Below are 24,630 nucleotides of genomic sequence, written 5' to 3'. Positions count from 1 at the left end.
CCATGATCCGGTTCGAGGACGTCTCCGTACGCTACGAAGGGGCCGCCGGGCCGACCGTCCGGGGCGTCGACCTGGCCGTGCCCGAGGGCGAGCTGGTGCTGCTCGTCGGCCCGTCCGGAGTCGGCAAGTCGACACTTCTCGGTACGGTCAGTGGGCTCGTCCCGCACTTCACGGGCGGCACGCTGCGCGGCCGGGTGACCGTCGCGGGCCGCGACACCCGCACCCACAAGCCGCGCGAGCTGGCCGACGTCGTCGGCACCGTGGGCCAGGACCCGCTCGCCCACTTCGTCACGGACACCGTCGAGGACGAGCTGGCGTACGGCATGGAGTCGCTCGGCCTCGCCCCCGACGTCATGCGCCGCCGCGTCGAGGAGACCCTCGACCTGCTCGGCCTCGCGGACCTGCGCGACCGCCCCATCACCACCCTCTCCGGCGGCCAGCAGCAGCGCGTGGCCATCGGCTCCGTCCTCACCCCGCACCCGCGCGTCCTGGTCCTGGACGAGCCGACGTCGGCCCTGGACCCGGCGGCCGCGGAAGAAGTCCTCGCCGTCCTCCAACGCCTCGTCCACGACCTCGGCACGACCGTCCTCATGGCCGAGCACCGCCTGGAACGCGTCGTCCAGTACGCCGACCAGGTCCTCCTCCTCGCCGCCCCCGGCGAACCGCCACTCCTGGGCGACCCGGCCGAGGTGATGGCCGTCTCCCCGGTGTACCCCCCGGTCGTCGACCTGGGCCGCCTGGCGGGCGTGACCCCACTGCCGCTCACGGTGCGGGACGCCCGGCGGCGGACCGCGGGGTTGCGGGAGCGGTTGGTGGGGGTGGCGCCTGGTGAGGGGCGGCCCGTGGGGGCGTCCACGGCCGAGGGAGCCGCCGTGGCTTCGGAACCTCGTCCGGAGCCCGGCCCGGCCGAGGCTGTGGCGCCCGCGTCCGGGGCGTCCGGGCGTGCCTCCCGCTGGCGGCGCATCGGCGGGAAGGGCCGGGGCGGCGGGGCGGAGGTCACGGCGCCGGATGCCGCGCGGCCGGACAGCGCGGCGCCGGACGCCTCGGACGCCGAAGCCGCGCAGGCGGGGGAAGCTGTCCAGGAAGCAGCGCCTGCCGGTGCGCCGCGCGCCGCGCGGGTCAGTGGGCTCGCCGTGTACCGGGGCCGGGTCGAGGCGCTGCGGCGGGTCGACCTCGACGTCTGCGCCGGGGAGACCGTCGCGCTGATGGGGCGCAACGGCGCGGGCAAGTCCACGCTCCTTTCCACCCTGGTCGGGCTGCTCGCGCCCACGTCGGGGACGGTGCGGGTGGGCGGCGCCACGCCGCACCGGACGACGCCGCGCGAACTGATCCGGCGCGTCGGCCTCGTACCGCAGGAGCCCCGTGACCTGCTGTACGCGGACACGGTCGCGGCCGAGTGCGCGGCGGCCGACCACGACGCGGACGCGGCGCCGGGAACCTGCCGGGACCTGGTCGCCGAGCTGCTGCCCGGCATCGCGGACGACACGCACCCCCGCGACCTGTCCGAGGGCCAGCGCCTGGCTCTCGCGCTCGCGATCGTCCTCACCGCACGCCCGCCCCTGCTCCTCCTCGACGAGCCGACCCGCGGCCTGGACTACGCGGCCAAGGCCCGCCTGGTCACGATCCTGCGCGGCCTCGCGGCGGAGGGCCACGCGATCGTCCTCGCCACGCACGACGTGGAACTGGCCGCCGAGCTGGCCCACAGGGTGGTGATCCTCGCCGAGGGCGAGGTGGTGGCCGACGGCCCGACGGCGGACGTCGTGGTGTCGTCCCCGTCGTTCGCCCCGCAGGTCACGAAGGTCCTGGCGCCGCAGCCGTGGCTGACGGTGACGCAGGTACGGCGGGCGCTGCGCGCGGCGGCACCGAGCGAAGGAGAGGGCGCGACCCCGTGAACGACGCCCACCAGACCCACCTCGACCGCCCTGACCACTCCGACCGCCAGGTCCGCCCCGTCCGGCTCGGCCCCCGCTCCGTCGCCGCGCTCGGCCTGGTCACCGCTATCGGGTTCGTCGCCTTCGGATGGCCGCTGTTCGCAGGCGGGGACTCCAGCTTGAGCGCGCATGCGAAGGACGCCCCGTGGCTGTTCGCGGCTCTGCTACCACTACTGCTCGGCGTGGTCGTGGCGACCATCGCCGACGTCGGCCTGGACGCGAAGGCCATCGCGATGCTCGGGGTGCTCGCCGCGGCCGGCGCGGCGCTGCGGCCGCTGGGGGCGGGCACGGCCGGGATCGAGCCGATGTTCTTCCTGATGGTGCTGAGCGGGCGGGTGCTGGGGCCGGGGTTCGGCTTCGTGCTCGGCTCGGTGTCGATGTTCGCGTCCGCGCTGCTCACGGGCGGGGTCGGCCCGTGGATGCCGTTCCAGATGCTGGCGATGGGCTGGGTGTGCATGGGGGCGGGCCTGCTGCCGGGCCCGGACACGCTGCGCGGTCGGGGCGAGCTGTACGTCCTCGGGGCGTACGGAGCGGTGTCCTCCGTCCTGTACGGCACCGTCATGAACCTCCAGGGCTGGCCGTACATCGGCGGCCTGGCCACAGGCGTCTCCTTCGTGCCCGGCGACCCGGTGGGCGAGAACCTCGCCCGTTTCCTCGCGTACTGCCTGGCGACATCCCTCGGCTGGGACCTGCCGCGCGCCGTGGTCACGGTGGCGCTCAGCCTCACGCTCGGCCCGGCCGTCCTGAAGGCGCTGCGCCGGGCCACGAGGCGGGCCGCGTTCGAGACGCCGGTCACATTCGAGCCCTCGCGGCGGTGAACGGTCTTGCGCGTTCTGTGATGAAACGGGTGGGTGGCGGGTGAGGCGGCCCACAGGACTTTGGTCCTCTACTACCCGGGGTCGGAGCCGCACACCGTTGCCATGTCCCCACCAATCAACGCGCTGACCTGCGAATTGAGAGCCAGGTCACACGAGGGACCTCCGGTCCGGGTGCGAGTGCCACTAGTAAGAGGGGTCATTGCGGCGGCGTAACAGCCCTGCTTCTCTGGATGAGTCGCACGGCGCCGACGAGCCCACCCGGGCCTCGGCGCCGAGGCATTCCCCCCACGGTCCGCGTGACCACGGTGTGCCCGCGACCGCCCCATTCCCCACCGGAAGGTTCCTCTGTGACCGTCTCCATCCTCCGCCGCATCGCTTCCCCGAAGAAGGCCATCGCCGCCGGCGCCGTCGCGGCTGCCGCCACCGGCATGGTCTTCGCTGCGGCCCCCGCCCAGGCCGCTCCGGCGGCCGCGACGTCCGACTCGGCCAAGGCCGTGGCGCAGCGGATGATCGCCGACGACGCGCAGTTCCAGTGCTTCGACCGCATCGTCTCCCACGAGAGTGGCTGGGACGTCAACGCGAAGAACGCCTCCTCCGGCGCGTACGGCCTGGTCCAGGCCCTGCCCGGCTCCAAGATGGCCTCGGCCGGCGCCGACTGGCAGACCAACCCCGAGACCCAGATCAAGTGGGGCCACGAGTACATGAAGGACCGCTACGGCAGCCCGTGTGGCGCGTGGGACCACTGGCAGGCGAACGGCTGGTACTGAGCCCGGCCCCTGGGCCTTGAGCAGTAGCCACCTTGAGCTACGAAGAGGGCGGCACCCCTGACGGGGGTGCCGCCCTCTTCCGCGCTCCCGCACCCGTCCTGGGGCTCCGCCCCTCTCCCCCTCATCGGCGCTCCGCGCCTCGCCCTCAATCGCCGGGCGGGCTATAAATAGCCCGCCCGGCGCTCGGGCTTTTTAGCCCGTCCGGCGTTTGAGGCCGAGGCCGTCCAGGCCGATACGGGGGTCCGGGGGCGGAGCCCCCGGTTTCGGGAAGGGGCGGGATTGGGGAAGCCCCCGGCAGGGCCTACAACCGCTGCAAAATCGTCGCCGTAGCCACCGCACCCCCCGCACACATGCACACCAACGCGAACTCCTTGTCGGCCCGCTCCAGTTCATGCAGGGCGGTGGTCAGCAACCGCGCCCCCGTCGCCCCCACCGGATGCCCCAGAGCAATGGCGCCCCCGTTCACATTCACCTTCTCCAGGTCCTGCCCGAAGACCTGGGCCCAGCTCAACACCACAGCGGCGAACGCCTCGTTGATCTCGACCAGATCGATGTCCTTGAGGGACATCCCCGCCTTGCCGAGCACAGCCCGGGTGGCGTCGATGGGCCCGTCGAGATGGAAGTGCGGATCGGCCCCGACGAGCGCCTGCGCGACGACCCGGGCCCGCGGCCGCAACCGCAGTGCGCGAGCCATCCGCTTGGAGGTCCACAGCAAGGCAGCCGCCCCGTCGGAGATCTGCGAGGAGTTCCCCGCCGTGTGCACGGCGGTGGGCATGACCGGCTTGAGCCGCCCGAGCACGTCCATGGACGTGTCGCGCAGCCCTTCGTCGCGGTCGACGAGCCGCCACATGCCCTGCCCGGCGGCCTGCTCCGCCTCGGTGGTGGGGACCTGCACGGCGAACGTCTCGCGTTTGAACCGCTCCTCGCCCCACGCGACCCCCGCCCGCTCCTGCGAGATGAGTCCGAGGGAGTCGACGTTCTCGCGGCTGAGCCCGCGCTTGCGGGCGATCCGTTCGGCGGCCTCGAACTGGTTGGGCAGGTCGATGTTCCACTCGTCGGGGAAGGGCTTGCCGGGCCCGTTCCGGGACGCGGACCCGAGCGGCACCCGCGACATCGACTCGACGCCACAGCTGATGCCGACGTCGATGACGCCGCCCGCGACCATGTTGGCGACCATGTGCGAGGCCTGCTGGGACGAGCCGCACTGGCAGTTGACCGTCGTCGCGCCCGTCTCGTACGGCAGGCCCATGGTGAGCCACGCGGTGCGCGCCGGGTTCGCGGACTGCTCGCCGGCCTGGGTGACGGCGCCGCCGACGATCTGCTCGACGCAGTCGGCGTGGATGCCGGTGCGGCCGAGGAGTTCACGGTAGGTCTCGCCCAGGAGATAGGCGGGATGGAGATTGGCGAGCGCACCCCCGCGCTTGCCGATCGGCGTACGTACGGCTTCGACGATCACAGGTTCAGCGGCCACTGGCCCGTCCTCTCCATTCACATCCCGCGGGACGTCCCGACACCCCCGCACCAGAACTAGTACGCGTTCTAGTTATCCTCACAGTCTGCTGAGCCCGACCCCACCCCCGCAAGGGTCGTGCACGCACCGCCCGCACGACAGGCACCCAAAGCGATGCGTCAAGGCCCTTGCCACTTGTAGAACCCGTTACTACGTTGCGACGCATCTCCTGATGCCCCGTCAGATGAACGTCTGGAGTTGCCGATGCCCTGTCCCGCGCTGCCCGACGGGTTCGACTTCACCGATCCCGATGTGCTGCAAGCCCGCGTGCCCTTCCCGGAGTTCACGCTGCTGCGGAGGTCGGAGCCGGTGCGCTGGATCGCCCAGCGGCCCGGCATCTCCGGGTTCGACGACGCCGGCTACTGGGCCGTGACCCGGCACGCGGACGTCAAGTACGTGTCCACGCACCCGGAGTTGTTCTCCTCCAACCTCAACACCGCGGTCATCCGCTTCAACGAGTCGATCAGCCGCGACCAGATCGAAGTCCAGAAGATGATCATGCTCAACATGGACCCGCCCGAGCACACCCGGGTCCGCCAGATCGTGCAGCGCGGCTTCACCCCGCGCGCCATCCGCTCCCTGGAGGACGCGCTGCGCAGCCGCTCGCACAAGATCGTCGAGGCGGCCCTGGAGAACGCCGCCGACGACGGCTCCTTCGACTTCGTCACCAACGTCGCCGTCGAACTCCCGCTCCAGGCCATAGCCGAGCTGATCGGCGTACCCCAGGAGGACCGCTCGAAGATCTTCGACTGGTCCAACAAGATGGCGGCGTACGACGACCCGGAGTACGCGATCACCGAGGAGGTCGGCGCCGAGGCCGCCATGGAGATCGTGTCGTACGCGATGCACCTGGCCGCCGCCCGCAAGGAGTGCCCGGCCAAGGACATCGTCAGCCAACTCGTGGCCGCCGAGGACGAAGGCAACCTGTCCTCCGACGAGTTCGGGTTCTTCGTCATCCTGCTGGCCGTCGCCGGCAACGAGACCACCCGCAACGCCATCACCCACGGCATGCACGCCTTCCTCACCCACCCCGACCAGTGGGAGCTGTTCAAGCGCGAGCGCCCGGTGACGACCGCCGAGGAGATCGTGCGCTGGGGCACGCCCGTGGTGTCCTTCCAGCGCACCGCGACCCAGGACACCGAACTGGGGGACGTACGGATCAAGAAGGGCGACCGCGTCGGAATCTTCTATTCCTCCGCCAATCACGATCCCGAAGTCTTCGAGAACCCCGACGTGTTCGACATCACCCGGGATCCGAACCCCCATCTCGGTTTCGGCGGCGGAGGCCCGCACTTCTGCCTCGGCAAATCCCTGGCGGTCCTCGAAATCAACCTCATCTTCAACGCCGTCGCCGAGGCGATGCCCCAACTGCGGCTCACCGGCGACCCACGCCGACTCCGCTCGGCCTGGCTCAACGGAGTCAAGGAACTCCAGGTCAGCACCCGCTGACCGGGCCCCACGGGAGGCAGGGGCACACCCCCTACGCCCCGCCCCTGCCTCCCCTGGCCCGGCCGCACCTCGCCGCACCGAGGAATTCCGCCAAATGTTCACTTGATCGGCAAGCCGTGCCAACGTTTTCGTTACGCGAGACGTCTTGAGGGGTGACCTTGCCTCTCCAAGACTTGGAACGGAAACGGTGACCGTGGTCTCTGCCGACCTCTCGATCCTTCCCACCGGCAGTTCACCCACGGAACGGAAGAATCCCTTCCGCGCCCTGCGCACCTTCTACCGGCGACACCGCATCGCCGTCCTCGCCACCGCGCCCACCCTTCCCCTGTACGCGCTGTGGGCGGCGTTCCTCGCCACCGGCGGCGGGGACCTCGCGGCCCAGCAGGCCTGGGCCCGGTTCGCGGACGAGCACGGCTCGGCGGCGTACAGCCTCTTCTGGTACGGCGGCATGCACACCGCCAACTACAGCCTGATATCGCCGTACTTGATGGCCGCGATCGGTGTGAAGACCGTGACCGTGCTCTCCGGCGTCGCGGGCGCCTGGCTGGTCGCGGTGCTCATCGAGCGCTCCGGGGTGCGCCGCCCTCTGTGGCCCGCGGTCCTCGCCTCGCTCGCCGTGTGGTGCAACGTCGCCTCCGGGCGCACCACGTTCGCGCTCGGCCTCGCCTTCGGGCTCGGCGCCGTCCTCGCGGTGCTGCGCGGGAGGCGCCTGACGGTCGCGGTGATCTGCTCGGCGCTCGCCACCATGGCGTCCCCGGTGGCGGGCCTGTTCCTGCTGGTGGCGGGGGCGGGCTACTTCTTCGTACGCGAATGGGGGCGCGCCCTTGCCCTGCTCGCGCCGCCCGTCGTGGTCGTCGGCGTCACGACCCTGCTCTTCCCCTTCAAGGGCGAGCACCTGATGTGGGCGGACCGCGTCTTCCCGCCGGTCTTCTTCAGCCTGGTCCTGGTGGTGGCGGGGCCGCGGGAGTGGCGGGTGCTGCGGTGCGGGGCGGGGGTGTACGCGGCGGGGACCGTCCTCACGTACCTCATACCGTCCCCGATCGGCACGAACGTCGAGCGGCTCGCCGAACTCGTCGCGCCCGCGCTGCTCCTGGCCGCGCTGCTCAGCCCGGCGCTGCCGGTCATGCGCCGGATGGCGCTGGTGACGGCGCTCGTCCTGTCGACGGCGTGGGTGGCGCAGAAGACGGCCGACGACCTGGAGGTGTCGACGATCGTGCCCGCCTGGGCGACGGACACGCAGGCGGTCGTACGCGAACTGGAGCGCCTGGGCGCCGACCGCGGCCGGGTCGAGGTGGTCCCGGCCCGCAACCACCGCGAGGCCACCGCGCTCGCTCCGTACGTGAACATGGCGCGCGGCTGGAACCGGCAGCTCGACATCGAGCGCGGGCGGCTGTTCTACGACGGCTCGTTCTCCGCCACGACGTACCGCGCCTGGCTCGACAAGTGGGCGGTCGGCTTCGTCGTGCTGCCGTCCGGCCGCCCCGACGGGCCCGCCCTCGACGAGGCCGCCCTGGTCAAGAGCGGACCGAAGTGGCTGGAGCCGGTGTGGAAGGACAAGCACTGGCGGATCTTCCGCGTGAGGAACGCGGTGCCGATGGCGTCGGCGCCCGCCTCCGTGGTCCGCTCCACCAGCACGGACGTGGTGGTGCGGGTGCCGGAGCGGGGCTCGGTGAGCGTGCGGATCGTGTACTCGCCGTGGCTACGGGCCGAGGGCGCGTGCCTGAAGCGGCACGGCGAGTTCACACAGCTGACGGTGCGGGCACCGGGGACGTACCGGATCAGCTCGGGGTACGGTCGCTCGCCTCGTCCTTCGGCTTGCTGACCTCGCCCTGCGGTTTGCTGACCTCGCCCTTCGGCTTGCTGAGCGGAACCTTCGGTTCGCCCGCCACCGCGGGCTCCGCCCCCGTCCCGACCTTGAGTGCCTGCTTTACGCGCGGCCCCTGCAGCAGGTAGGTCAGGCCGAAGCCCGCGCCGACGACGGCCGCGCCGCCCACCGCGTCGAGGATCCAGTGGTTGCCGGTGCCGACGATCGCACAGACCGTGAAGAACGGGTGCAGCAGCCCGAGTGCCTTCATCCACCACTTGGGCGCGAGGATCGCGATGACCAGACCGCACCACAGCGACCAGCCGAAGTGCAGCGAGGGCATCGCCGCGTACTGGTTGGTGAGCTTCGTGAGCGTGCCGTAGTCGGGCTGAGTGAAGTCCTGCACGCCGTGGATGGTGTCGATGAAGTTGAGGTCCTCCATCAGCCGCGGCGGCGCGAGCGGGTAACCCCAGAAGCCGACGAGCGCGAGAATCGTGGCGAAGCCGAGGGCGGAGCGCGCCCAGCGGTACTGCGCCGGGCGGCGCAGATAGAGGATCGCGAGGACGCTCAGCGGCACCACGAAGTGGAACGACGTGTAGTAGAAGTTGAAGAAGCTCTCCATCCACGGCGTGCGCGCCGTGAGCTGGTTGAACCAGTGCTCGATGTCGATGTGCAGGAACTGCTCGATGGAGTGGATCTGCTCGCCGTGCGTCTCGGCGCGCTCGCGGCCGCCGGAGATGGTGCCGCCGGTCGCGGCGAGCCGGGTCTGCTGGTACGCGGAGTAGCCGACGCGGATCAGGAGCAGTTCGAGCAGCAGGTTCGGGCGGGTGAGCACGCGCCGCCAGAACGGGAACAGCGGCACCCACTTCCAGCGCGCCGGTACGGGATCGGCGTACGAGGTGGGGATCGGCGCCCGGTACTCGGGCGCCGTGCGGGACAGGAACGGCACGATCAGCGCGGAGGCCAGCGCGGCCAGCAGGACGACGTTGTCGCGCAGCGGATCCAGGACCGACATGTTCGGGAGCATCATCTTCGACGGCAGCGTCATCACCAGGACGACGGCGATGGGCCACACGAACCGGTCGGAGGCCCGCTTGCCGACCCGGCCGACGACGGCGAGCAGCAGCCACAGGAGCTGGTGCTGCCAGCTCGTCGGGGACACCACGACGGCGACACAGCCGGTGATCGCGACGGCGAGCAGGAGCTGGCCGTCGCGGGCGTACTTCACCGCGCGGCGCAGGCCGAGGAAGGCGACGGCGGCGCTCAGGGCCAGGAAGAGCCCTATTTCGAGCGGTCCCTCCAGGCCGAGGCGGAGCAGGGCGCCGTGCAGCGACTGGTTGGCGTTGGCGTCGGGGTTGGCGCCGAGGCCGGCGCCCGCCAGGTGGTGGACCCAGTACGTCCACGAGTCGTGCGGCATGGCCGCCCAGGCGACGGCGGTGGCGGCGGCGAAGGTGGCACCCGTGGACAGGGCGGCCTTCTTGCGTCCGGTGAACCACAGCAGCGGCGCGAAGAGCAGCACCGTGGGCTGCAGGGCGGCGGCGAGGCCGATGAGGACGCCGCTGGCCCGCTGCCCGCGCACGGCGAAGAGGCCGAGCAGCACGAGCAGGACCGGGATGATGCTGGTCTGGCCCAGGTACAGGGTGTTGCGCACCGGCAGGGACAGCATCAGGAGGCTGATCGCGACCGGGGCGGCGAGCAGTGAGGTCCGGCGCGAGACGGGCTGCGGGAGCGCGCGGGCGGCGACCAGGCCGAGGACCACGACGAGGCCGAGGGTGCCGAAGGTCCAGGCCCAGCCGAGGGCCTGCTCGGCGGAGTTGGCCAGCGGCTTGAGGACGAGTCCCGCGAAGGGGGTGCCGGTGAACTTGTCGGCGTCGTACAGCGAGCCGTTCACATGCAGCACGCCGTTCGGCCCGATCCAGGTCTCCAGGTCGGTGAGGCGCTCGGCCTTGGGGGTGCGCAGGACGACGGTCACCTGGCGCACGGCCAGGACGGCGGCGATCAGCCAGAGGGCGACACGGACCGCTCCGATCCGTGCCTCTGGTGTCCGGGATGCCCCCGCGCCCAAGGCATTCCCCGGTCCCCTGTGCTCAACATTCGCCACGCCCTGTCGGCCCTCCCGCCCCATCCGTCACCCTTGATCACATCGCCAGGAGATCCCGGATCTCACCCAAGAGGTCCGTGATCTCACCCGAAGAGGCTCGCATGCCCCTGGGTGAGACGCGCGCAACCCCCATTTCACCTGGCAGCCACACCGCTTTCTACCGGCTTTTCGGCATGAGTGCCCAACCGGCCCGCGGCGACCGGGGGACCCGGAAGGGACTTCGGGACGGGCCCCCGCCCCTCGCCGCGGCGCGCGCGGGACCCGCGACCACCCGCGTCCACTGCGTGTTCACCGGGCCCGCCCGGTTTCCGGGCGGTTTCACGGGGCTCATCTGTGTGATGACTCCGTGAACCCCCCGCCCTGGTTCCGCCGTCCGGGCGCGACAAGGATCACATCAAACCCACCCCCCTCCCGCCGGAAGTACCCCCGTTTGGCCTGAATACAGAGCGATTGCGACCCAGCGCGATCACCCCGCCACCACCCGTAATGATGGTTGCTGCACCTAAGGTCACCGGGTCCCCCGCAGTCCACGAAAGGCAGGCGAGCGAGCCCTTGCGGACCGCCACACCCGTCGCACCCCGCCCGAAGGCGGCGCCCTCCCCCACGGAGCCGGCCCCCGCCGAAGCCACCGTCACCGACCCGGCGCTGGTCAAGCGCGCCGTGAAGGCGGCCGCGCTCGGCAACGCGATGGAGTGGTTCGACTTCGGCGTCTACAGCTACATCGCGGTGACGCTGGGCAAGGTCTTCTTCCCCTCCGGCAACCCCACGGCCCAGCTCCTGTCGACGTTCGGCGCCTTCGCCGCGGCCTTCCTGATCCGCCCGGTCGGCGGCATGGTCTTCGGCCCCCTCGGCGACCGCGTGGGCCGCCAGAAGATCCTCGCCCTCACCATGATCATGATGGCGGCGGGCACGTTCGCGATCGGCCTGATCCCCTCGTACGCGACGATCGGCGTCTGGGCGCCGATCCTGCTCCTGGCCGCGCGCCTGGTGCAGGGCTTCTCCACCGGTGGCGAGTACGCGGGTGCCTCGACGTTCATCGCCGAGTACGCGCCCGACAAGAAGCGCGGCTTCCTCGGCAGCTGGCTGGAGTTCGGCACGCTCGCCGGATACATCGGCGGCGCGGGCCTGGTGACGCTGATGACGGCCCTGCTGTCCAGTGAGGACCTGCAGTCCTGGGGCTGGCGGATCCCGTTCCTCATCGCGGGCCCCATGGGCCTCATCGGCCTCTACCTCCGCATGCGCCTGGAGGAGACCCCCGCGTTCGCGGCCGAGCTGGAGAAGGCCCACAAGGACGAGCAGACGCGGCCGAAGGTACGGGTGCGGGACATGGTGACGGGCCAGTGGCGGGCCCTGCTCCTCTGCATGGGCCTGGTCCTGGTCTTCAACGTCACGGACTACATGCTCCTGTCGTACATGCCGAGCTACCTCACCAGCGAGCTGAAGTACGACGAGACGCACGGGCTCCTCGTGATCCTCGTCGTGATGGCCCTGATGATGTGCGCCCAGCCGTTCGTCGGCGCGCTCACGGACCGCGTGGGCCGCCGCCCGGTCATAGCCGCGGGCTGTGCGGGCTTCCTCCTCCTCTCGATCCCCGCCCTGCTCCTGATCCGAGCGGGCTCCCTGTGGGCGATCGGCCTGGGCCTGTCCGCACTCGGCCTGCTCCTGGTCTGCTTCACGGCATCCATGCCCTCGGCACTGCCCGCCCTCTTCCCGACGCCGGTGCGCTACGGCTCCCTGTCCATCGGCTTCAACATCTCCGTGTCCGTCTTCGGCGGTACGACTCCGCTGGTGGTCACGGCGCTGATCGGGGCCACGGGGGACGTGATGATGCCCGCGTACTACATGATGGCGGCGGCCGTGGTGGGCGGCGTGGCGGTCTGGTACATGACGGAGTCGGCGGGGCGTCCGCTGCCGGGGTCGCCTCCGGCGGTGGAGACGGAGGGGGAGGCCGCGGCGCTCCGGGCGGGTGGGAAATAGCCCGTCCGGCGTTTGAGGACGAGGCGCGGAGCGCCGACAAGGGGGCGAGGGGCGAAGCCCCATGTGTGGCGGGGGTCCAGGGGGCGCAGCCCTCTGGTTTCGGGAAGGGGCGGGGTTGGGGAGGCACAGCGCAGCGCCACCCCAACCCGAGGAGCACGCCCCCATGAGCACCAACCCCACCCACTGGACCAAGGTCGACAACTACTTCACCGACCTCCTCACCCCCGCGGACCCCGTCCTGACCGCCGCACTCCAAGACAGCGAAGCGGCCGGCCTGCCGGCCATCAACGTCGCGCCGAACCAGGGCAAGCTCCTCCACCTACTGGCCCAACTCCAGGGCGCCCACCGCATCCTGGAAATCGGCACCCTCGGCGGCTACAGCACCATCTGGCTGGCACGAGCCCTCCCCGCCGACGGCCACCTCCTCACCCTCGAGTACAGCCCCAAGCACGCCGAGGTGGCGGCAGCCAACCTCACCCGAGCCGGCCTCGACAAGATCACGGAGATCCGTACCGGCCCGGCCCTGGACTCCCTGGCGACCCTGCACGCCGAGTCCCCGGCCCCCTTCGACCTGGTCTTCATCGACGCGGACAAGGCCAACAACCCGCACTACGTGGAGTGGTCCCTGAAGCTCACCCGCCCGGGCAGCCTGATCATCGTCGACAACGTCGTACGCGGCGGCGAGGTCACCAACCCGAAGAGCGACGACCCCAGCATCCGAGGCACGCGCGCGGCCCTGGAACTCATCGCGAGCCACCCGAAGTTGGACGGCACGGCGGTACAGACGGTGGGCACGAAGGGCTACGACGGCTTCGCCCTGGCCCGCGTACTGGACTGAGGCACCGCGCACACGCCGGGGCGCCCTCAAACCTCGTGATAAAACCCCACGCTGACACTCCGAGGCCCCGACCGGTCCCGCACGACAACCTCCCCCGAGCCACCCCTCGGCAAGGGCGTGGTCGCCCCGTACGCGAGGGCCACCGCGGACCCCCCGGCCAGCAACCGCACCTCGGAGGCAGGATCGGGCTGCGAGCCCCGCACCCAGGTGACGGTCCAGGTGCCGTCGACGCGACAGCGGAATTCGAGATGCGTACGGGAGACGAAGAGCCAGTCCTGCGGCGGCGCGAGCCGGCACACGTTGCGGTCGCGGCCGACGCGCAGGACGGCGCCGGGTTCGCTGTCCGCCTCCGCCATCAGCATGCCCGCGGTCGCGCCCGCGTCCGCCTCCCCCGTCACCACGGCCATGGTCAGCTCAAGCACCTGGGTACCCCCTGCCCCTGAAGTCCGGACAACCGCGCGCATCCTAGCCCTGCCCGGTCGTACGCCACTCCCCTGCGGCAGGATGACCCCATGAGCGTAGTCAAGATCAACGTCCTGACCGTTCCCGCCGAACAGCGGGAAACCCTCGAACAGCGCTTCGCGTCCCGCGCGGGCGCCGTCGAAAGCTCTGACGGCTTCGAGTGGTTCGAACTCCTCCGCCCCGTCGAGGGCACGGACCAGTACCTGGTGTACACGCGCTGGCGCGACGAGGCGTCGTTCCAGGCGTGGATGGAGGGCCCGATGAAGGCGTCCCACCAGGGACAGGCCGACGGCGGCGACCGCCCCAAGCCCGCCTCGTCCAGCGCCGCAGTGTGGACCTTCGAGGTCGTGCAGCAGGCGGCGCCCAAGAGCGAATAGCACCCGTTGGGCTGTGCCCCGCACCCGTGACGAGGAGGCCTGACCCCGTATGTCCTGGACCGTGAGACCCGAGCCGGTCGGCTCGGCGGTGGCTGTCGCGTTGTGGCGGGCGTATTACACCGAGGTCAGTGATCGGTGGTACGAGCTGCATGAGGGGCGCCGTACCGAGCCCGCCGAGTTGGAGCGTGAGATCGCGGCCGATGCGGGGGCGGGGCTTGTGCCGCCCGGGGGTGTGCTGTTGGTCGCCCGGTGGGATGGGGAGCCTGGAGGGACGGCCGGGGTGCGTCTCGTTGGCGTTGATGGCGGGGGCGGGGGTTGTGTTGGTGCTGGTGTCGAAGGAGCCACCGTCACCGCCGAGTTGACGCGTGTCTTCGTCGCGGCGGGGTTGCGTGGGAAAGGTGGCGGCAGCGTTCTGCTTGCCGCCGCTGAGGAGGCCGCGCGCTCGCTGGGGGCTGGGCGCGTCCGTCTCGACACGCGTCATGATCTGGTCGAGGCGCGGGCGTTGTACGCGCGGCACGGGTACGTGGAGGGGCCGCCGCACAACTCCGATCAGTATGCGGAGCATTGGTTTCGGAAGGAGCTTTCGGTCGACGGTGGGTAGGGCTCCTGGGGCAACCCCCGCCCGCCAGAAGTGCCCTACCTGCCCGGCCCCCGCCCAGGCCCCCCGCCAACGGGCCGTTCCGCGTCCGAGCCGCACATCTCCGCCCCCAGCTCCTCCACCAACTGCATCAGATCCGTCGGCCGCCCCGGCCCCCACCAGTCGCCGAGCAGCTCCGCCAGGGACTCCTCCCGCGCCGCCGCGAGCTTCGCGGCCACCTCGCGGCCGGAGTCGGACAGGCGCAGGCCGAGGCCCTCGCGGAGGGCGAGGCGGCGCTCCTCGAGCTGGCGGGAGGCCTCCGTGACGACGGTCAGGGGCACCATGCTGCGCTCGGCGAGCGTGGCCGGCTCCACGTGCCCGTGCCGGGCGATCCGCAGCAGCATCCAGCTCGCCGCGGGCAGCAGGTCGTACCCCGCCCGCTCGGTGATCCGCACGTACACCTCCCGCCGCCCCGCCCGCGTCCCGAGCAGGGACAACGCGCGCGCCACCTCCTCGTACGAAGACCGCTCGACGGGATTGCTGGCGAGCGTCTGCGTCGGGTCGGGCGCCGTCACGGCCCCGCGCAGCTTGTCCTCGCGCAGGAACCAGGCGAGCACGAACGCGACGAGGGCGACCGGCGCCGCGTACAGGAAGACGTCCGTGATGGACGACGCGTACGCGTTCAGCACCCCGGGCCGCACGTCCGCGGGCAGCTCCGCGATGCCGCGCGGGTCGGCCTTGAGCGCGTCGACACCGACCCCGGCCGGCAGGTCCTGCCCGCGCAGCGCGTCCGTGAGCTTGTCGCCGAGCCGGCTCGTGAACACCGTTCCGAAGATCGCGACGCCGAACGACGCTCCGATGGAGCGGAAGAACGTGGCGCCCGACGTGGCGACGCCCAGGTCCTCGTAGCTGACCGCGTTCTGCACGATGAGGACGAGCACCTGCATGACCAGGCCGAGCCCGAGGCCGAACACGAAGAAGAAGGCGCTCATCTCGCCGGTGGGACTGTTCTCGTCGAGCTGGTGCAGCAGGAGCAGGCCGAGCGTGGTGACCCCGGTGCCCGCGATCGGGAAGACCTTCCACCGCCCGGTGCGGCTGACGATCTGCCCGGACGCGGTCGACGCGATCAGCAGCCCGGCCACCATCGGCAGCATGTGCACGCCCGACATGGTCGGCGTAACACCCTGTACGACCTGCAAGAACGTCGGCAGGTACGTCATCGCCCCGAACATCGCGAAGCCGACGACGAAGCTGATCACGGCGGTGAGGGTGAAGGTGCGGATCCGGAACAGCTTCAGCGGAATCACCGGCTCCGCGGCCTTCCGCTCGACCGCAACGAACCACACCCCGAGCACGACGCCGAGCACCGCGAGCCCGATGATCTGCGCCGAGCCCCAGGCCCATGTCGTACCGCCGAGCGAGGCGACGAGGACGAGGCAGGTGGCGACGGACGCGATCAGGAAGGTGCCCAGGTAGTCGATGGTGTGCCGGGCCCGGCTCGCCGGGATGTGCAGCGCGGCGGCGATGACGACGAGCGCGACGACGCCGATCGGCAGGTTGACGTAGAAGACCCAGCGCCAGCTGAGGTGCTCGGTGAAGAGCCCGCCGAGCAGCGGCCCGAGCACGCTGGTCGCGCCGAAGACGGCGCCGAACAGGCCCTGGTACTTGCCGCGTTCGCGCGGCGAGACCAGGTCCCCGACGATCGCCATGGACAGCACCATGAGCCCGCCGCCGCCGAGGCCCTGCAGCGCCCGGAAGCCGATGAGCTGCGGCATGTTCTGCGCGACACCGCACAGCGCCGAGCCGATCAGGAAGATCACGATGGCGGTCTGGAAGAGCTTCTTGCGGCCGTACTGGTCGCCGAGCTTGCCCCACAGCGGGGTCGCGGCCGTCGCGGCCAGCATGTACGCGGTGACGACCCACGACAGGTGGTCGAGGCCGCCGAGGTCGCTGACGATGGTCGGCAGCGCGGTGGACACGATGGTCTGGTCGAGGGCGGCCAGGAGCATGCCGAGGAGCAGCGCGCCGATGGAGACCAGTACGCCGCCGCCCACGTGCTCCGGCTCCCCGGCCCCCGGCCGGGGAGCCGCCGGACGGGCGCTCACGTCGTGCGTCATGGACACCTCCTGCGGTGCTGTCCACCTCCCATCGTGGTCCGAGTCATCCGTTATGGCCTGTCGAGCCGAGTGGCTGCATACTCCTTCAGAGCCCTGCGGGGCCGGGGAGCAGAGCTCTGTGGGGCCGGCGAGGGAGGGAGCACGCGATGAGCGAGGCGAACGGACGGGCCGGGGCACCACGGGAGCGCGCCGCGCGCGAGGTGGGCGGGCCGCGCGACCCGGAGGGGGCCTTAGGCGGCCCGGGGCGCCCGGACGACTTAGGGGGCTCGGGGCGTCCAGACAGCTCAGGAGGCTCTGGCGGCGACGGGCCGGTGTGTCCGGGATGCGGTACGCCGCGGGCGCGCTGGGCCGCGCCCTCCTGCGGGTGCGCGCGCGAGGCCGCGGACGCGGCGCGTCAGACGCGGTCCGCGGAGGCCGCCGCCGCGGAGGATTTCGATCCGATACGCATACGTCCCTACGTGACGCTGCCGGAACCGTCGGCCCCGCTGCCCGCGCTGACGTCGACGCCACTGCCGCCGGAGGCTCCCGCGGCGGCGGACACCGCTCCGGCCGAGGCTTCTCCGGCGTACGAGAGGTCCGCGCGGCGGGTGCGTACGGGGCTGTTCGCCGGGGCCGGGGCGGTGTTCGCGGCGGTGGCCGTGTTCGCGGGCGGGGCGCTGTCCGGGGGCAACGGCGGCGGCGACAGGGGTGACGGGAGTGACGGCACCACGGATCGGGCGCTGCCGGACACCGCGGCCGACACCCCGGACGCGCCCTCGGGGGAACCCGCTCCCCGCAAGGCCTCGCCGCCCGCGCCCCGGCCGACGTCGTCCCACGCCGCGCCGACGCCGACCCGGACCCCGTCGGCCTCGGCCTCACGCTCGCTGCCGGTACGGAACGCCCCGGTCACCTCGCCCTCACGCTCGACGGCCCGCGCGACGGGCTCCGTGGGCCCCGCCCCGTCGTCCCGCCGCCCGACGCCCACAGCCACCCTGCGCCTCGGCGACCAGGGCGACGACGTGACCGAACTCCAGTACCGCCTACGCCAGTTGTTCCTCTACGTGGGCCCCCCGGACGGCACGTACACCCGCCCGGTGGCCGACGCGGTGACCCGCTACCAATGGGCCCGAGGCGTGACGACGGACCCCCACGGCACCTACGGCCCGAAGACCCGCAAGTCCTTGGAGTCGGAGACCAACGCTCCCTGAGCCCTGGGCAACCCGCTCCCGCCGTGGGCAGTCGGCCCGGGTCACTGCCCGGCTCAGTTGAACGTGAGCCGCACAAACCCCGCGTCAGCGGAGACCCGCACCTGCGTGAGGTCGTCCACCCACACCGTGGGCTCGTACTCCCCGGCCCGGGGCCCGACCCCGACCACCCGCATCCCCGCGGCGTGCCCGGCGGCTATCCCGGCCCCGGAGTCCTCGAACACCACGCAGTCGGCCGGGTCGAAGCCCAGCTCGGCGGCGCCCTTGAGGAACCCCTCGGGGTCGGGCTTGCTGGCCCCCACGTTCTCGGCGGTCACCCGTATCTCGGGCAGCGAGAGCCCCGCCGCGGCCATCCGCCCGGTGGAGAGCCCCACGTCCGCGGACGTGACGAGCGCGTGCGGCAAGCCGGCGAGGGAGGCCATGAACTCGGGCGCCCCGGGCACGGGCACGACGCCGTCCATGTCGGCGGTCTCCTGGGCGAGCATCTCGCGGTTCTCCGCGTAGTTCTCCTCCATGGACCGCTCGGGCAGCAGCAACGCCATCGAGGCGTACCCCTGCCGCCCGTGCACGACGCGCATCACCTCGTCGGCGTCGAGCCCGTGCTTCGCGGACCACTGCCGCCAGCAGCGCTCGACGACGGCGTCGGAGTTGACGAGGGTGCCGTCCATGTCGAGGAGGAGAGCTCGGGCGGTCAGTACGTTCGCGGCCGTCATCGGCGTACTCCAAGGGAAAGACCCGCACACGGATGGGAGAACAAGGCGGCCCCGCCCGCCGGTCAGGGAGTACGGGCGGAGCCACTTTGTTCCCACACGGTACAAAACAAGGCCCCCGAACGCCAACAACGCAGGTCAGCCCGGCCCCACCGGGGCAAACCAGACCCGGCCCGGCCCGGCCCGCCTCAGGCAATCGCCTCGTACAGGCTCCACAGCCCGAGCCCCAGCATCAGCACCGCCGCGATCTTCGTGATGAGCGCCAGCGGCACCCGCTTCATCAGCGCCTTGCCGCCCACGATGCCGAGCCCGGCGACCGCCCACAGCGCGAGTACCGCGCCGAGGCCCACGGACAGCGGGTCGTCGTACCGCGCCGCCAGGTTCGCCGTCATGATCTGCGTGAGGTCGCCGAACTCCGCGATGAGGATGAGCATGAAGCCCGCCCCGGAGACCCGCCAGAAGCTCTGGTTCTTCGGCGCCCGGACCTCTTCCTCGTCCTCGCCCTTCTTCATCAGCAGCACCGCGGCCCCGCCCAGGAAGAGGACGCCGGTGAGCGCGTGCAGCAGTTGCTGCGGCAGGAGCGTGAGCACGCTGCCCGCCGCCACGGCGAGCACCACGTGCACGGCGAACGCGGCGGCCACGCCCACGAAGACGTACGAGGCGCGGTAACGGGTGCCGAGGACGAGCCCGGCCAGCGCGGTCTTGTCGGGCAGTTCGGCAAGGAAGACGACGCCGAAGACTAGCGCCGTCACGCTGATGCTGATCAAGGGTTCCTCAATCGGTCGGGCCGCCCCACCGAGAGTTCCGCAAGCCTTCGCGTACGACACCTCGGCACGGCAGCGCTCGGTGTCGCACACGGAGGGTGTACGCGGGCACTGCTTGCCGAAGGTCTCGCTGGCCGCCCACCACGTGGGCTGCCTCCGGGCGCCGGCTCAGACGAGCTGAGCAGTATGTCGACGGTCCGGCGAAGAGCTACTCCCCTTCTGCTCCGATCATCTTACGCGACCCGCGTAAGGCCCCCGCCAGGGACTTTCGACCCGACCGACGGGCCGGTGGGCCGGTGGGCGTGACCGGCGGACGTGACCGGGGCCACAGCGACCCTCCGCGCGCACCCGGACGATCCCCCGCGAACCGGAGCACCCTCACACCGGACATTTCCCCAGAATCGCCAACTTCCGCCCCGGCGCGCCTCCATGACGACACGCCAGAACCCTTGATGTTTACAGGTGATTGACGCGACCCTGTCACCCGGTGCACACCTCGGGGCAACCCGGGAGCGCCAGCATGGCCGCCCCACCGGTCAACGTCCCCCCACATCAAGGGAGTTCACATGCCCGCAGTCTACGCGCGTCGCTTCGCCGCCCTCGGCGCCGTCACCGCCCTCGCCTCCGCCGCGACCCTGCTCTCCGGCTCCCCCGCCCAGGCCGCCCCGCCCACCCCGGTCAGCGCCGCCACCGCCCGCACCTACCTCGGCCAGCTCGCCGTGCGCGCCGAGGGCTCGTCGGACGGCTACAGCCGCGACAAGTTCCCGCACTGGATCACGCAGTCCGGCGCCTGCAACACCCGCGAGGTCGTCCTCAAGCGCGACGGCGAGAACGTCCAGCAGGACGGCAGCTGTGCCGCCGTCTCCGGAACCTGGAAGTCCGCGTACGACAACGCCACCTGGACGCAGGCCTCCGACCTCGACATCGACCACGTCGTCCCGCTCTCCGAGGCCTGGAAGTCCGGCGCCAACACCTGGACCACCGCCCAGCGCCAGAGCTTCGCCAACGACCTCGGCCAGCCGCAGCTCATCGCCGTCACCGACAACGTCAACCAGGCCAAGGGCGACAAGGACCCGGCCGAATGGCTGCCGTCGGTCACCTCGTACCACTGCTTCTACGCCCGGATGTGGGTGGACGTGAAGCAGCACTACGGCCTCAGCGTCGACTCCGCCGAGAAGAGCGCGCTCGCCTCGATCCTGAACGGCTGCTGATCCCGGACCGTCTGTACGACTGCTGATCCCGGACCGGTGAACGACTGCTGATCTCAGGTTCGGCGGAACCACCCCGCCCGCCTCCGTCGTTCCGTACCGTACGGGGCGACGGAGGAGGGTGATCACTGTGGCGCGGCTGCGTCTGGGTCCACTGCTGAGGTATGTCGACGGCGCGAGCGCGACCGTCTGGGTGGAGGCCGACCGGCCCTGCACGGCCGAGGTGCGGTGCGCGGACGGCGCGGGCGGCTCGGCCCGGACGTTCCAGATCGCGGGACATCACTACGCCCTGGTCCCGGTCACGGGCCTGCGTCCGGGCACGGACACGGCGTACGAGGTCACGCTCGACGACGCGCCCGTGTGGCCGCTGCCCGACTCGCGGTTTCCGGCGAGCACGATCCGTACGCCGGCAGGTGACGGCGCGGGCGGCCCGGACGGGGACGCCGTGCGGGTCACCTTCGGCTCCTGCCGCTGGGCCGCGCCGCCCGCCGGGGAGCACGACCCCGTGGGCCCGGACGCCCTGGACACCCTCGCCGCCCGCATCGCCGCCGATCCCGCGGCCCCGCGCCCGGACGTGCTGCTGCTCCTCGGCGACCAGGTGTACGCGGACGAGGTCTCCAAGCCCACCCGCCGCTGGCTCGCCGCCCGCCGCGACCTCTCCGAGCCCCCGGGCGACCAGGTCGCGGACTACGAGGAGTACACGCACCTCTACTACGAGTCCTGGCTCGACCCCGAGGTGCGCTGGCTGCTCTCCAACGTCCCCAGCTGCATGATCTTCGACGACCACGACGTCATCGACGACTGGAACACCAGCGCGTCCTGGCTCGCGGAGATGCGGGCCACGCCCTGGTGGTGCGAGCGCATCCTCAGCGGCCTGATGTCGTACTGGGTGTATCAGCACCTGGGCAATCTGCCGCCGGCGGAGCTGGCGCGGAACGAACTGTTCGCGGAGGTGCGGGCCACGCCCGACGGCACCGACGCGCTGCGCGCCTTCGCCGCGGCGGCCGACGCGGACCCCCGGGCGACGCGCTGGAGCTACCGGCGCGACTTCGGCCGCGTACGCCTGCTGATGGTCGACACCCGCGCCGCCCGCGTCCTGGAGGAGGACAAGCGCGCGATGCTCGACCCGGAGGAGGCGCGCTGGCTGCGCGAGCAGGCCCTGGAGGGCGGCTGCGACCACCTCCTTATCGGTACGTCACTGCCGTGGCTGCTGCCCCACCTCATCCACGACGCCGAGGGCTGGAACGCGGCGCTGTGCCGGGGCGAACGCGGGGCGCGCTGGGCGCGGTTCGGCGAGGATCTGCGGCGCAGGGCCGATCTGGAGCACTGGGCGGCGTTCCCGTCGTCGTTCGACGCCCTTGCCGCGATGATCGCCGAGGCGGGGTCCGGCGAGGACGCGCCCGCGACGGTGTGCGTGCTGTCCGGCGACGTCCATCACGCGTACGTCGCCGAGCCCACGTGGCCGGGTGGCGGCGCCCCCGACGCCCGCGTCCTCCAGCTGACCTGCTCGCCGGTGCACAACTCCATCCCCGCCTCGATAAGGGTCGGCTTCCGCTTCGGCTGGAGCCGGGTGGGCCGGGGCCTCGGGCGACGCTTCGCACGCCACGGCCGGCTGCCGCGCCCGACCCTGTCCTGGCGCCGGACGGGCGGCCCGTGGTTCGGCAACCACCTCATGACCCTGACGCTGCGGGGCCGCACAGCCGACCTCCAACTCGACCGGGCGCAGCGGTCACGCATGGGCGTGACGAACATGGAAACGGTGGATTCCCGCTCCCTGACGGGCTGATTCTCAGCCCGTCCGGCGTTTGAGGACGAGGCCGTTCAGGCCGATAGCGGGGGTCCAGGGGGCGGCAGCCCCCTCCACGCGGCGGAGCCGCAAATTGTCACAGCCGGGAAGGGGCGGGACTGGGGAAAGCCCCGCAGGGCATGATGAAGCGCATCGTCCGCTTCCTGCGCCCCACCCGTACCGGGAGTCACGCTCTTGTCTGCTGCTGCGCCCGCCGACCACTCCATAGCCGTCGTAGGAGCCGGCCCTCGCGGCACGAGCGTCCTGGAACGCCTGTGCGCCTCGGCCACCGAGCTGCTGCCCCCGGGCGTCCGCCTGACGGTCCACATGGTCGACCCGGCGCCACCGGGGCCGGGCCGGGTCTGGCGCACCGCCCAGTCCCCCGAGCTCCTGATGAACACCGTCGCCTCCCAGGTGACCCTGTTCACCGACCCGAGCGTCGACTGCGCGGGCCCGATCCACCCGGGCCCGAGCCTGTACGAGTGGGCCGCGCGCGGCCACATACCCGGGCTCGGCCCGGACGACTACCCGACGCGCGCCGACTACGGCCGCTACCTGGAGTGGTTCTTCGCCGAGACCGTACGGGCCGCCCCGGTGGCCGTCCGCGTCGAGACACACGCCGCCCGCGCCGTCCGCCTCGACGACACGGCCGACGGCACCCAGACCCTCGTACTCGACGACAACTCCCGTGAGGTGTCCGGGCTTTCGGCCGTAGTCCTCGCCCAGGGCCACCTCCCCGCGACCGGCGACCGGCCGCAGCGGGACCTGAGCGCGTACGCCGCCCGCCACGGCCTGCGCCACCTCCCGCCCGCCAACCCCGCCGACGTCGACCTCACCGCCCTCGCCCCGGGCGAACCGGTCCTCCTCCGCGGCCTCGGCCTGAACTTCTTCGACCACATGGCGCTCCTGACGCAGGGGCGCGGCGGACGTTACGTACCGGACGAGCGCGGCGGACTGCGCTACCTCCCCTCCGGCAACGAGCCCCGGCTGTACGCCGGTTCACGCCGAGGCGTCCCGTACCAGGCGCGCGGCGACAACGCGAAGGGCCCCTACGGCCGCCACCACCCGGCCGTCCTCACCCCGGAGGCGATCGCCCGCTTCCGCAAACGCGCGGACAGCGGGGACGCGCCCGACTTCCTGGCGGAGATCTGGCCGCTGGTCGCCAAGGAGGTGGAGACGGTCTACTACACAACGCTCCTAAGGGCCTCCACCGCGACAGAGCGGGCGCACGCCTTCCGCGACCGCTTCCTCGACACCGCCCACGGCAGCCCCCAAGAGGCCCTGGTCCTGGACGAGTTCGGGTTCGGGTTCGGGTTCGGGTTCGGGGTCGGGTCAGCCGCCGACGACCGCTGGTCCTGGGAGCGCCTTGAGCGCCCGTACGAAGGACAGACCTTCCGCTCGCCGCGCGACTTCCGCTCCTGGCTGCTCGGCCACTTGCGCGAGGACGCCGCGCAGGCCGCGCTCGGCAATGTGGCGGGCCCGCTCAAGGCGGCCCTCGACGTGCTCCGTGACCTGCGCAACGAACTGCGGCTCGCCGTCGACCACGGCGGTCTCGCGGGCGCCTCGCGGCGGGCCCATCTGGACGGCTGGTACACGCCGTTCAACGCGTTCCTGTCGATCGGTCCGCCCCGCCGCCGCATCGAGGAGCTGACGGCGCTCGTCGAGGCGGGCGTGGTGGAGGTCCTGGGGCCGCGGCTCGACGTACGCGGCGAGGACGGCGTGTTCGTCGCGCACTCGCCGGACGTGCCGGGCTCCGAGGTGCGGGTGACCACCCTGATCGAGGCACGGCTGCCCGAGCCGGACCTGCGGCACACCGGCGACGCGTTGCTCGCGGGGCTGCTGCGGTCCGGGGCGTGCCGCCCGCACACCGTCGACGGCCACGAGACGGGCGGCCTCGACGTCACCCCCCGCCCCTACCACCTGATCGACCGTCAAGGCCGGGCCCACGCGCGGAGGTTCGCGTTCGGGGTGCCGACGGAGGGGGTGCACTGGGTGACGGCCGCGGGGGCCAGGCCGGGGGTGGACTCGGTGACGCTGTCGGACGCGGACGCGGTGGCGCGGGCGGCGCTGCGGGCGGCGACGGTTTCCGCCATGGTGCCGAGCCCCCGGGGCGCACGGGACGGCCGGATACAGCAGATTCTCACGAAACACTCAGATGTTGAAGTTGCAAGTACTAATTAGGCGGACCTAATGTGGGTCTCCGATCGGTTCCCGTCCCCAACCGACCCAAGACCGAAGGAGTCCCCCACC

General features: G+C 71.8%; 19 protein-coding genes. 13 read left to right on the top strand and 6 right to left on the bottom strand.

From position 1 onward, the window contains the following. The first annotated feature begins 2 nt into the window (after window positions 1-2). The 3 genes from IEY91_RS15450 (at window position 3) to IEY91_RS15440 (ending at window position 3,516) form a co-directional block, all read left to right on the top strand. Entirely contained in the window at window positions 3-1,892 is a 1,890-nt protein-coding gene (locus IEY91_RS15450) for an ABC transporter ATP-binding protein (RefSeq protein WP_189174494.1), read from the top strand. After that, window positions 1,889-2,749 carry an ECF transporter S component gene (locus tag IEY91_RS15445; protein ID WP_189174353.1) on the top strand — a complete coding sequence of 287 codons (861 nt, stop codon included), beginning with the start codon at window positions 1,889-1,891 and terminating at the stop codon, window positions 2,747-2,749. The genes IEY91_RS15450 and IEY91_RS15445 overlap by 4 nt, the downstream gene beginning before the upstream one ends. Window positions 2,750-3,096: 347 nt before the next feature. Further along, window positions 3,097-3,516, top strand: coding sequence for an aggregation-promoting factor C-terminal-like domain-containing protein (locus IEY91_RS15440; RefSeq protein WP_164325500.1), 420 nt, complete (start codon window positions 3,097-3,099; stop codon window positions 3,514-3,516). A 301-nt stretch (window positions 3,517-3,817) separates the two neighbouring features. Here the strand turns inward: IEY91_RS15440 and IEY91_RS15435 are convergent, their stop codons facing one another. Continuing rightward, window positions 3,818-4,987, bottom strand: coding sequence for a steroid 3-ketoacyl-CoA thiolase (locus IEY91_RS15435; protein ID WP_189174352.1), 1,170 nt, complete (start codon window positions 4,985-4,987; stop codon window positions 3,818-3,820). Between the two features lie 243 nt (window positions 4,988-5,230). Here IEY91_RS15435 and IEY91_RS15430 point away from each other — a divergent pair, with 243 nt between their 5' ends. Together IEY91_RS15430 and IEY91_RS15425 are read left to right on the top strand one after the other, a co-directional pair. Further along, the gene (locus tag IEY91_RS15430) at window positions 5,231-6,475 is read left to right on the top strand and encodes a cytochrome P450 (protein ID WP_189174351.1); all 1,245 of its coding nucleotides are present in this window, start codon (window positions 5,231-5,233) and stop codon (window positions 6,473-6,475) included. A gap of 187 nt (window positions 6,476-6,662) precedes the next feature. Continuing rightward, window positions 6,663-8,297 (top strand): DUF8823 domain-containing protein, encoded by a 1,635-nt coding sequence (locus IEY91_RS15425; protein ID WP_373287948.1) that lies wholly within the window; start codon window positions 6,663-6,665, stop codon window positions 8,295-8,297. Here IEY91_RS15425 and IEY91_RS15420 read toward each other — a convergent pair. Continuing rightward, a complete protein-coding gene (locus IEY91_RS15420) occupies window positions 8,254-10,380 on the bottom strand; it encodes a bifunctional glycosyltransferase 87/phosphatase PAP2 family protein (RefSeq protein ID WP_229696974.1) in 2,127 nt (708 codons plus the stop codon). The genes IEY91_RS15425 and IEY91_RS15420 overlap by 44 nt on opposite strands. A gap of 552 nt (window positions 10,381-10,932) precedes the next feature. Between IEY91_RS15420 and proP the strand changes: the two genes are divergently transcribed. Together proP and IEY91_RS15410 are read left to right on the top strand one after the other, a co-directional pair. After that, window positions 10,933-12,357, top strand: coding sequence for a glycine betaine/L-proline transporter ProP (proP, locus tag IEY91_RS15415; protein ID WP_189174349.1), 1,425 nt, complete (start codon window positions 10,933-10,935; stop codon window positions 12,355-12,357). A gap of 163 nt (window positions 12,358-12,520) precedes the next feature. Beyond that, window positions 12,521-13,195, top strand: a complete 675-nt coding sequence (locus IEY91_RS15410) for an O-methyltransferase (protein ID WP_189174348.1) — start codon at window positions 12,521-12,523, stop codon at window positions 13,193-13,195. Window positions 13,196-13,221: 26 nt separating this feature from the next. On the opposite strand, the gene IEY91_RS15405 is transcribed toward IEY91_RS15410, so the two are convergent. Further along, window positions 13,222-13,617 carry an FHA domain-containing protein gene (locus tag IEY91_RS15405; protein WP_164325488.1) on the bottom strand — a complete coding sequence of 132 codons (396 nt, stop codon included), beginning with the start codon at window positions 13,615-13,617 and terminating at the stop codon, window positions 13,222-13,224. A gap of 90 nt (window positions 13,618-13,707) precedes the next feature. Between IEY91_RS15405 and IEY91_RS15400 the strand changes: the two genes are divergently transcribed. Further along, window positions 13,708-14,034 (top strand): antibiotic biosynthesis monooxygenase family protein, encoded by a 327-nt coding sequence (locus IEY91_RS15400; protein ID WP_189174347.1) that lies wholly within the window; start codon window positions 13,708-13,710, stop codon window positions 14,032-14,034. Between the two features lie 49 nt (window positions 14,035-14,083). Further along, window positions 14,084-14,635, top strand: coding sequence for a GNAT family N-acetyltransferase (locus IEY91_RS15395; RefSeq protein WP_189174346.1), 552 nt, complete (start codon window positions 14,084-14,086; stop codon window positions 14,633-14,635). Between the two features lie 35 nt (window positions 14,636-14,670). Here the strand turns inward: IEY91_RS15395 and IEY91_RS15390 are convergent, their stop codons facing one another. Further along, window positions 14,671-16,728: an MDR family MFS transporter gene (locus IEY91_RS15390; RefSeq protein ID WP_229696972.1), complete on the bottom strand. Its 2,058-nt coding sequence runs from the start codon at window positions 16,726-16,728 to the stop codon at window positions 14,671-14,673. A gap of 458 nt (window positions 16,729-17,186) precedes the next feature. On the opposite strand from IEY91_RS15390, the gene IEY91_RS15385 reads away from it, so the two are divergent. Continuing rightward, complete coding sequence (locus IEY91_RS15385; RefSeq protein ID WP_189174345.1) at window positions 17,187-17,915, top strand: peptidoglycan-binding domain-containing protein; 729 nt, start codon at window positions 17,187-17,189, stop codon at window positions 17,913-17,915. 53 nt (window positions 17,916-17,968) lie between these two features. On the opposite strand, the gene IEY91_RS15380 is transcribed toward IEY91_RS15385, so the two are convergent. Both IEY91_RS15380 and IEY91_RS15375 read right to left on the bottom strand, forming a co-directional pair. Next, the gene (locus IEY91_RS15380) at window positions 17,969-18,625 is read right to left on the bottom strand and encodes an HAD-IA family hydrolase (protein WP_164325476.1); all 657 of its coding nucleotides are present in this window, start codon (window positions 18,623-18,625) and stop codon (window positions 17,969-17,971) included. Window positions 18,626-18,810: 185 nt separating this feature from the next. After that, entirely contained in the window at window positions 18,811-19,389 is a 579-nt protein-coding gene (locus IEY91_RS15375; protein WP_164325474.1) for a TMEM165/GDT1 family protein, read from the bottom strand. Window positions 19,390-19,952: 563 nt separating this feature from the next. On the opposite strand from IEY91_RS15375, the gene IEY91_RS15370 reads away from it, so the two are divergent. The 3 genes from IEY91_RS15370 to IEY91_RS15360 all read left to right on the top strand — a co-directional run bounded on the left by IEY91_RS15370 (window position 19,953) and on the right by IEY91_RS15360 (window position 24,561). Beyond that, entirely contained in the window at window positions 19,953-20,597 is a 645-nt protein-coding gene (locus IEY91_RS15370) for an HNH endonuclease family protein (protein WP_164325472.1), read from the top strand. A gap of 127 nt (window positions 20,598-20,724) precedes the next feature. Then, window positions 20,725-22,380 carry an alkaline phosphatase D family protein gene (locus IEY91_RS15365; protein ID WP_189174344.1) on the top strand — a complete coding sequence of 552 codons (1,656 nt, stop codon included), beginning with the start codon at window positions 20,725-20,727 and terminating at the stop codon, window positions 22,378-22,380. A gap of 195 nt (window positions 22,381-22,575) precedes the next feature. Continuing rightward, complete coding sequence (locus IEY91_RS15360; RefSeq protein ID WP_189174343.1) at window positions 22,576-24,561, top strand: FAD/NAD(P)-binding protein; 1,986 nt, start codon at window positions 22,576-22,578, stop codon at window positions 24,559-24,561. The last annotated feature ends 69 nt before the right edge of the window (window positions 24,562-24,630 follow it).

The sequence above is a fragment of the Streptomyces lasiicapitis genome (assembly GCF_014646335.1).
GTDB classification, from domain to species: Bacteria; Actinomycetota; Actinomycetes; order Streptomycetales; family Streptomycetaceae; genus Streptomyces; species Streptomyces lasiicapitis.
The sequence above is the reverse complement of the archived record's forward strand: the minus strand, read 5'-3'. Positions and strand labels throughout refer to the sequence as shown.

What these genes read in the sequence shown, in the direction of transcription:
- IEY91_RS15450 (WP_189174494.1), top strand. Translation starts at nt 3, where the DNA reads ATGATCCGGTTCGAGGACGTCTCCGTACGCTACGAAGGGGCCGCCGGG.
- IEY91_RS15430 (WP_189174351.1), top strand. Translation starts at nt 5,231, where the DNA reads ATGCCCTGTCCCGCGCTGCCCGACGGGTTCGACTTCACCGATCCCGAT.
- IEY91_RS15410 (WP_189174348.1), top strand. Translation starts at nt 12,521, where the DNA reads ATGAGCACCAACCCCACCCACTGGACCAAGGTCGACAACTACTTCACC.
- IEY91_RS15400 (WP_189174347.1), top strand. Translation starts at nt 13,708, where the DNA reads ATGAGCGTAGTCAAGATCAACGTCCTGACCGTTCCCGCCGAACAGCGG.
- IEY91_RS15395 (WP_189174346.1), top strand. Translation starts at nt 14,084, where the DNA reads ATGTCCTGGACCGTGAGACCCGAGCCGGTCGGCTCGGCGGTGGCTGTC.
- IEY91_RS15390 (WP_229696972.1), bottom strand. Translation starts at nt 16,728, where the DNA reads ATGACGCACGACGTGAGCGCCCGTCCGGCGGCTCCCCGGCCGGGGGCC.
- IEY91_RS15380 (WP_164325476.1), bottom strand. Translation starts at nt 18,625, where the DNA reads ATGACGGCCGCGAACGTACTGACCGCCCGAGCTCTCCTCCTCGACATG.
- IEY91_RS15370 (WP_164325472.1), top strand. Translation starts at nt 19,953, where the DNA reads ATGCCCGCAGTCTACGCGCGTCGCTTCGCCGCCCTCGGCGCCGTCACC.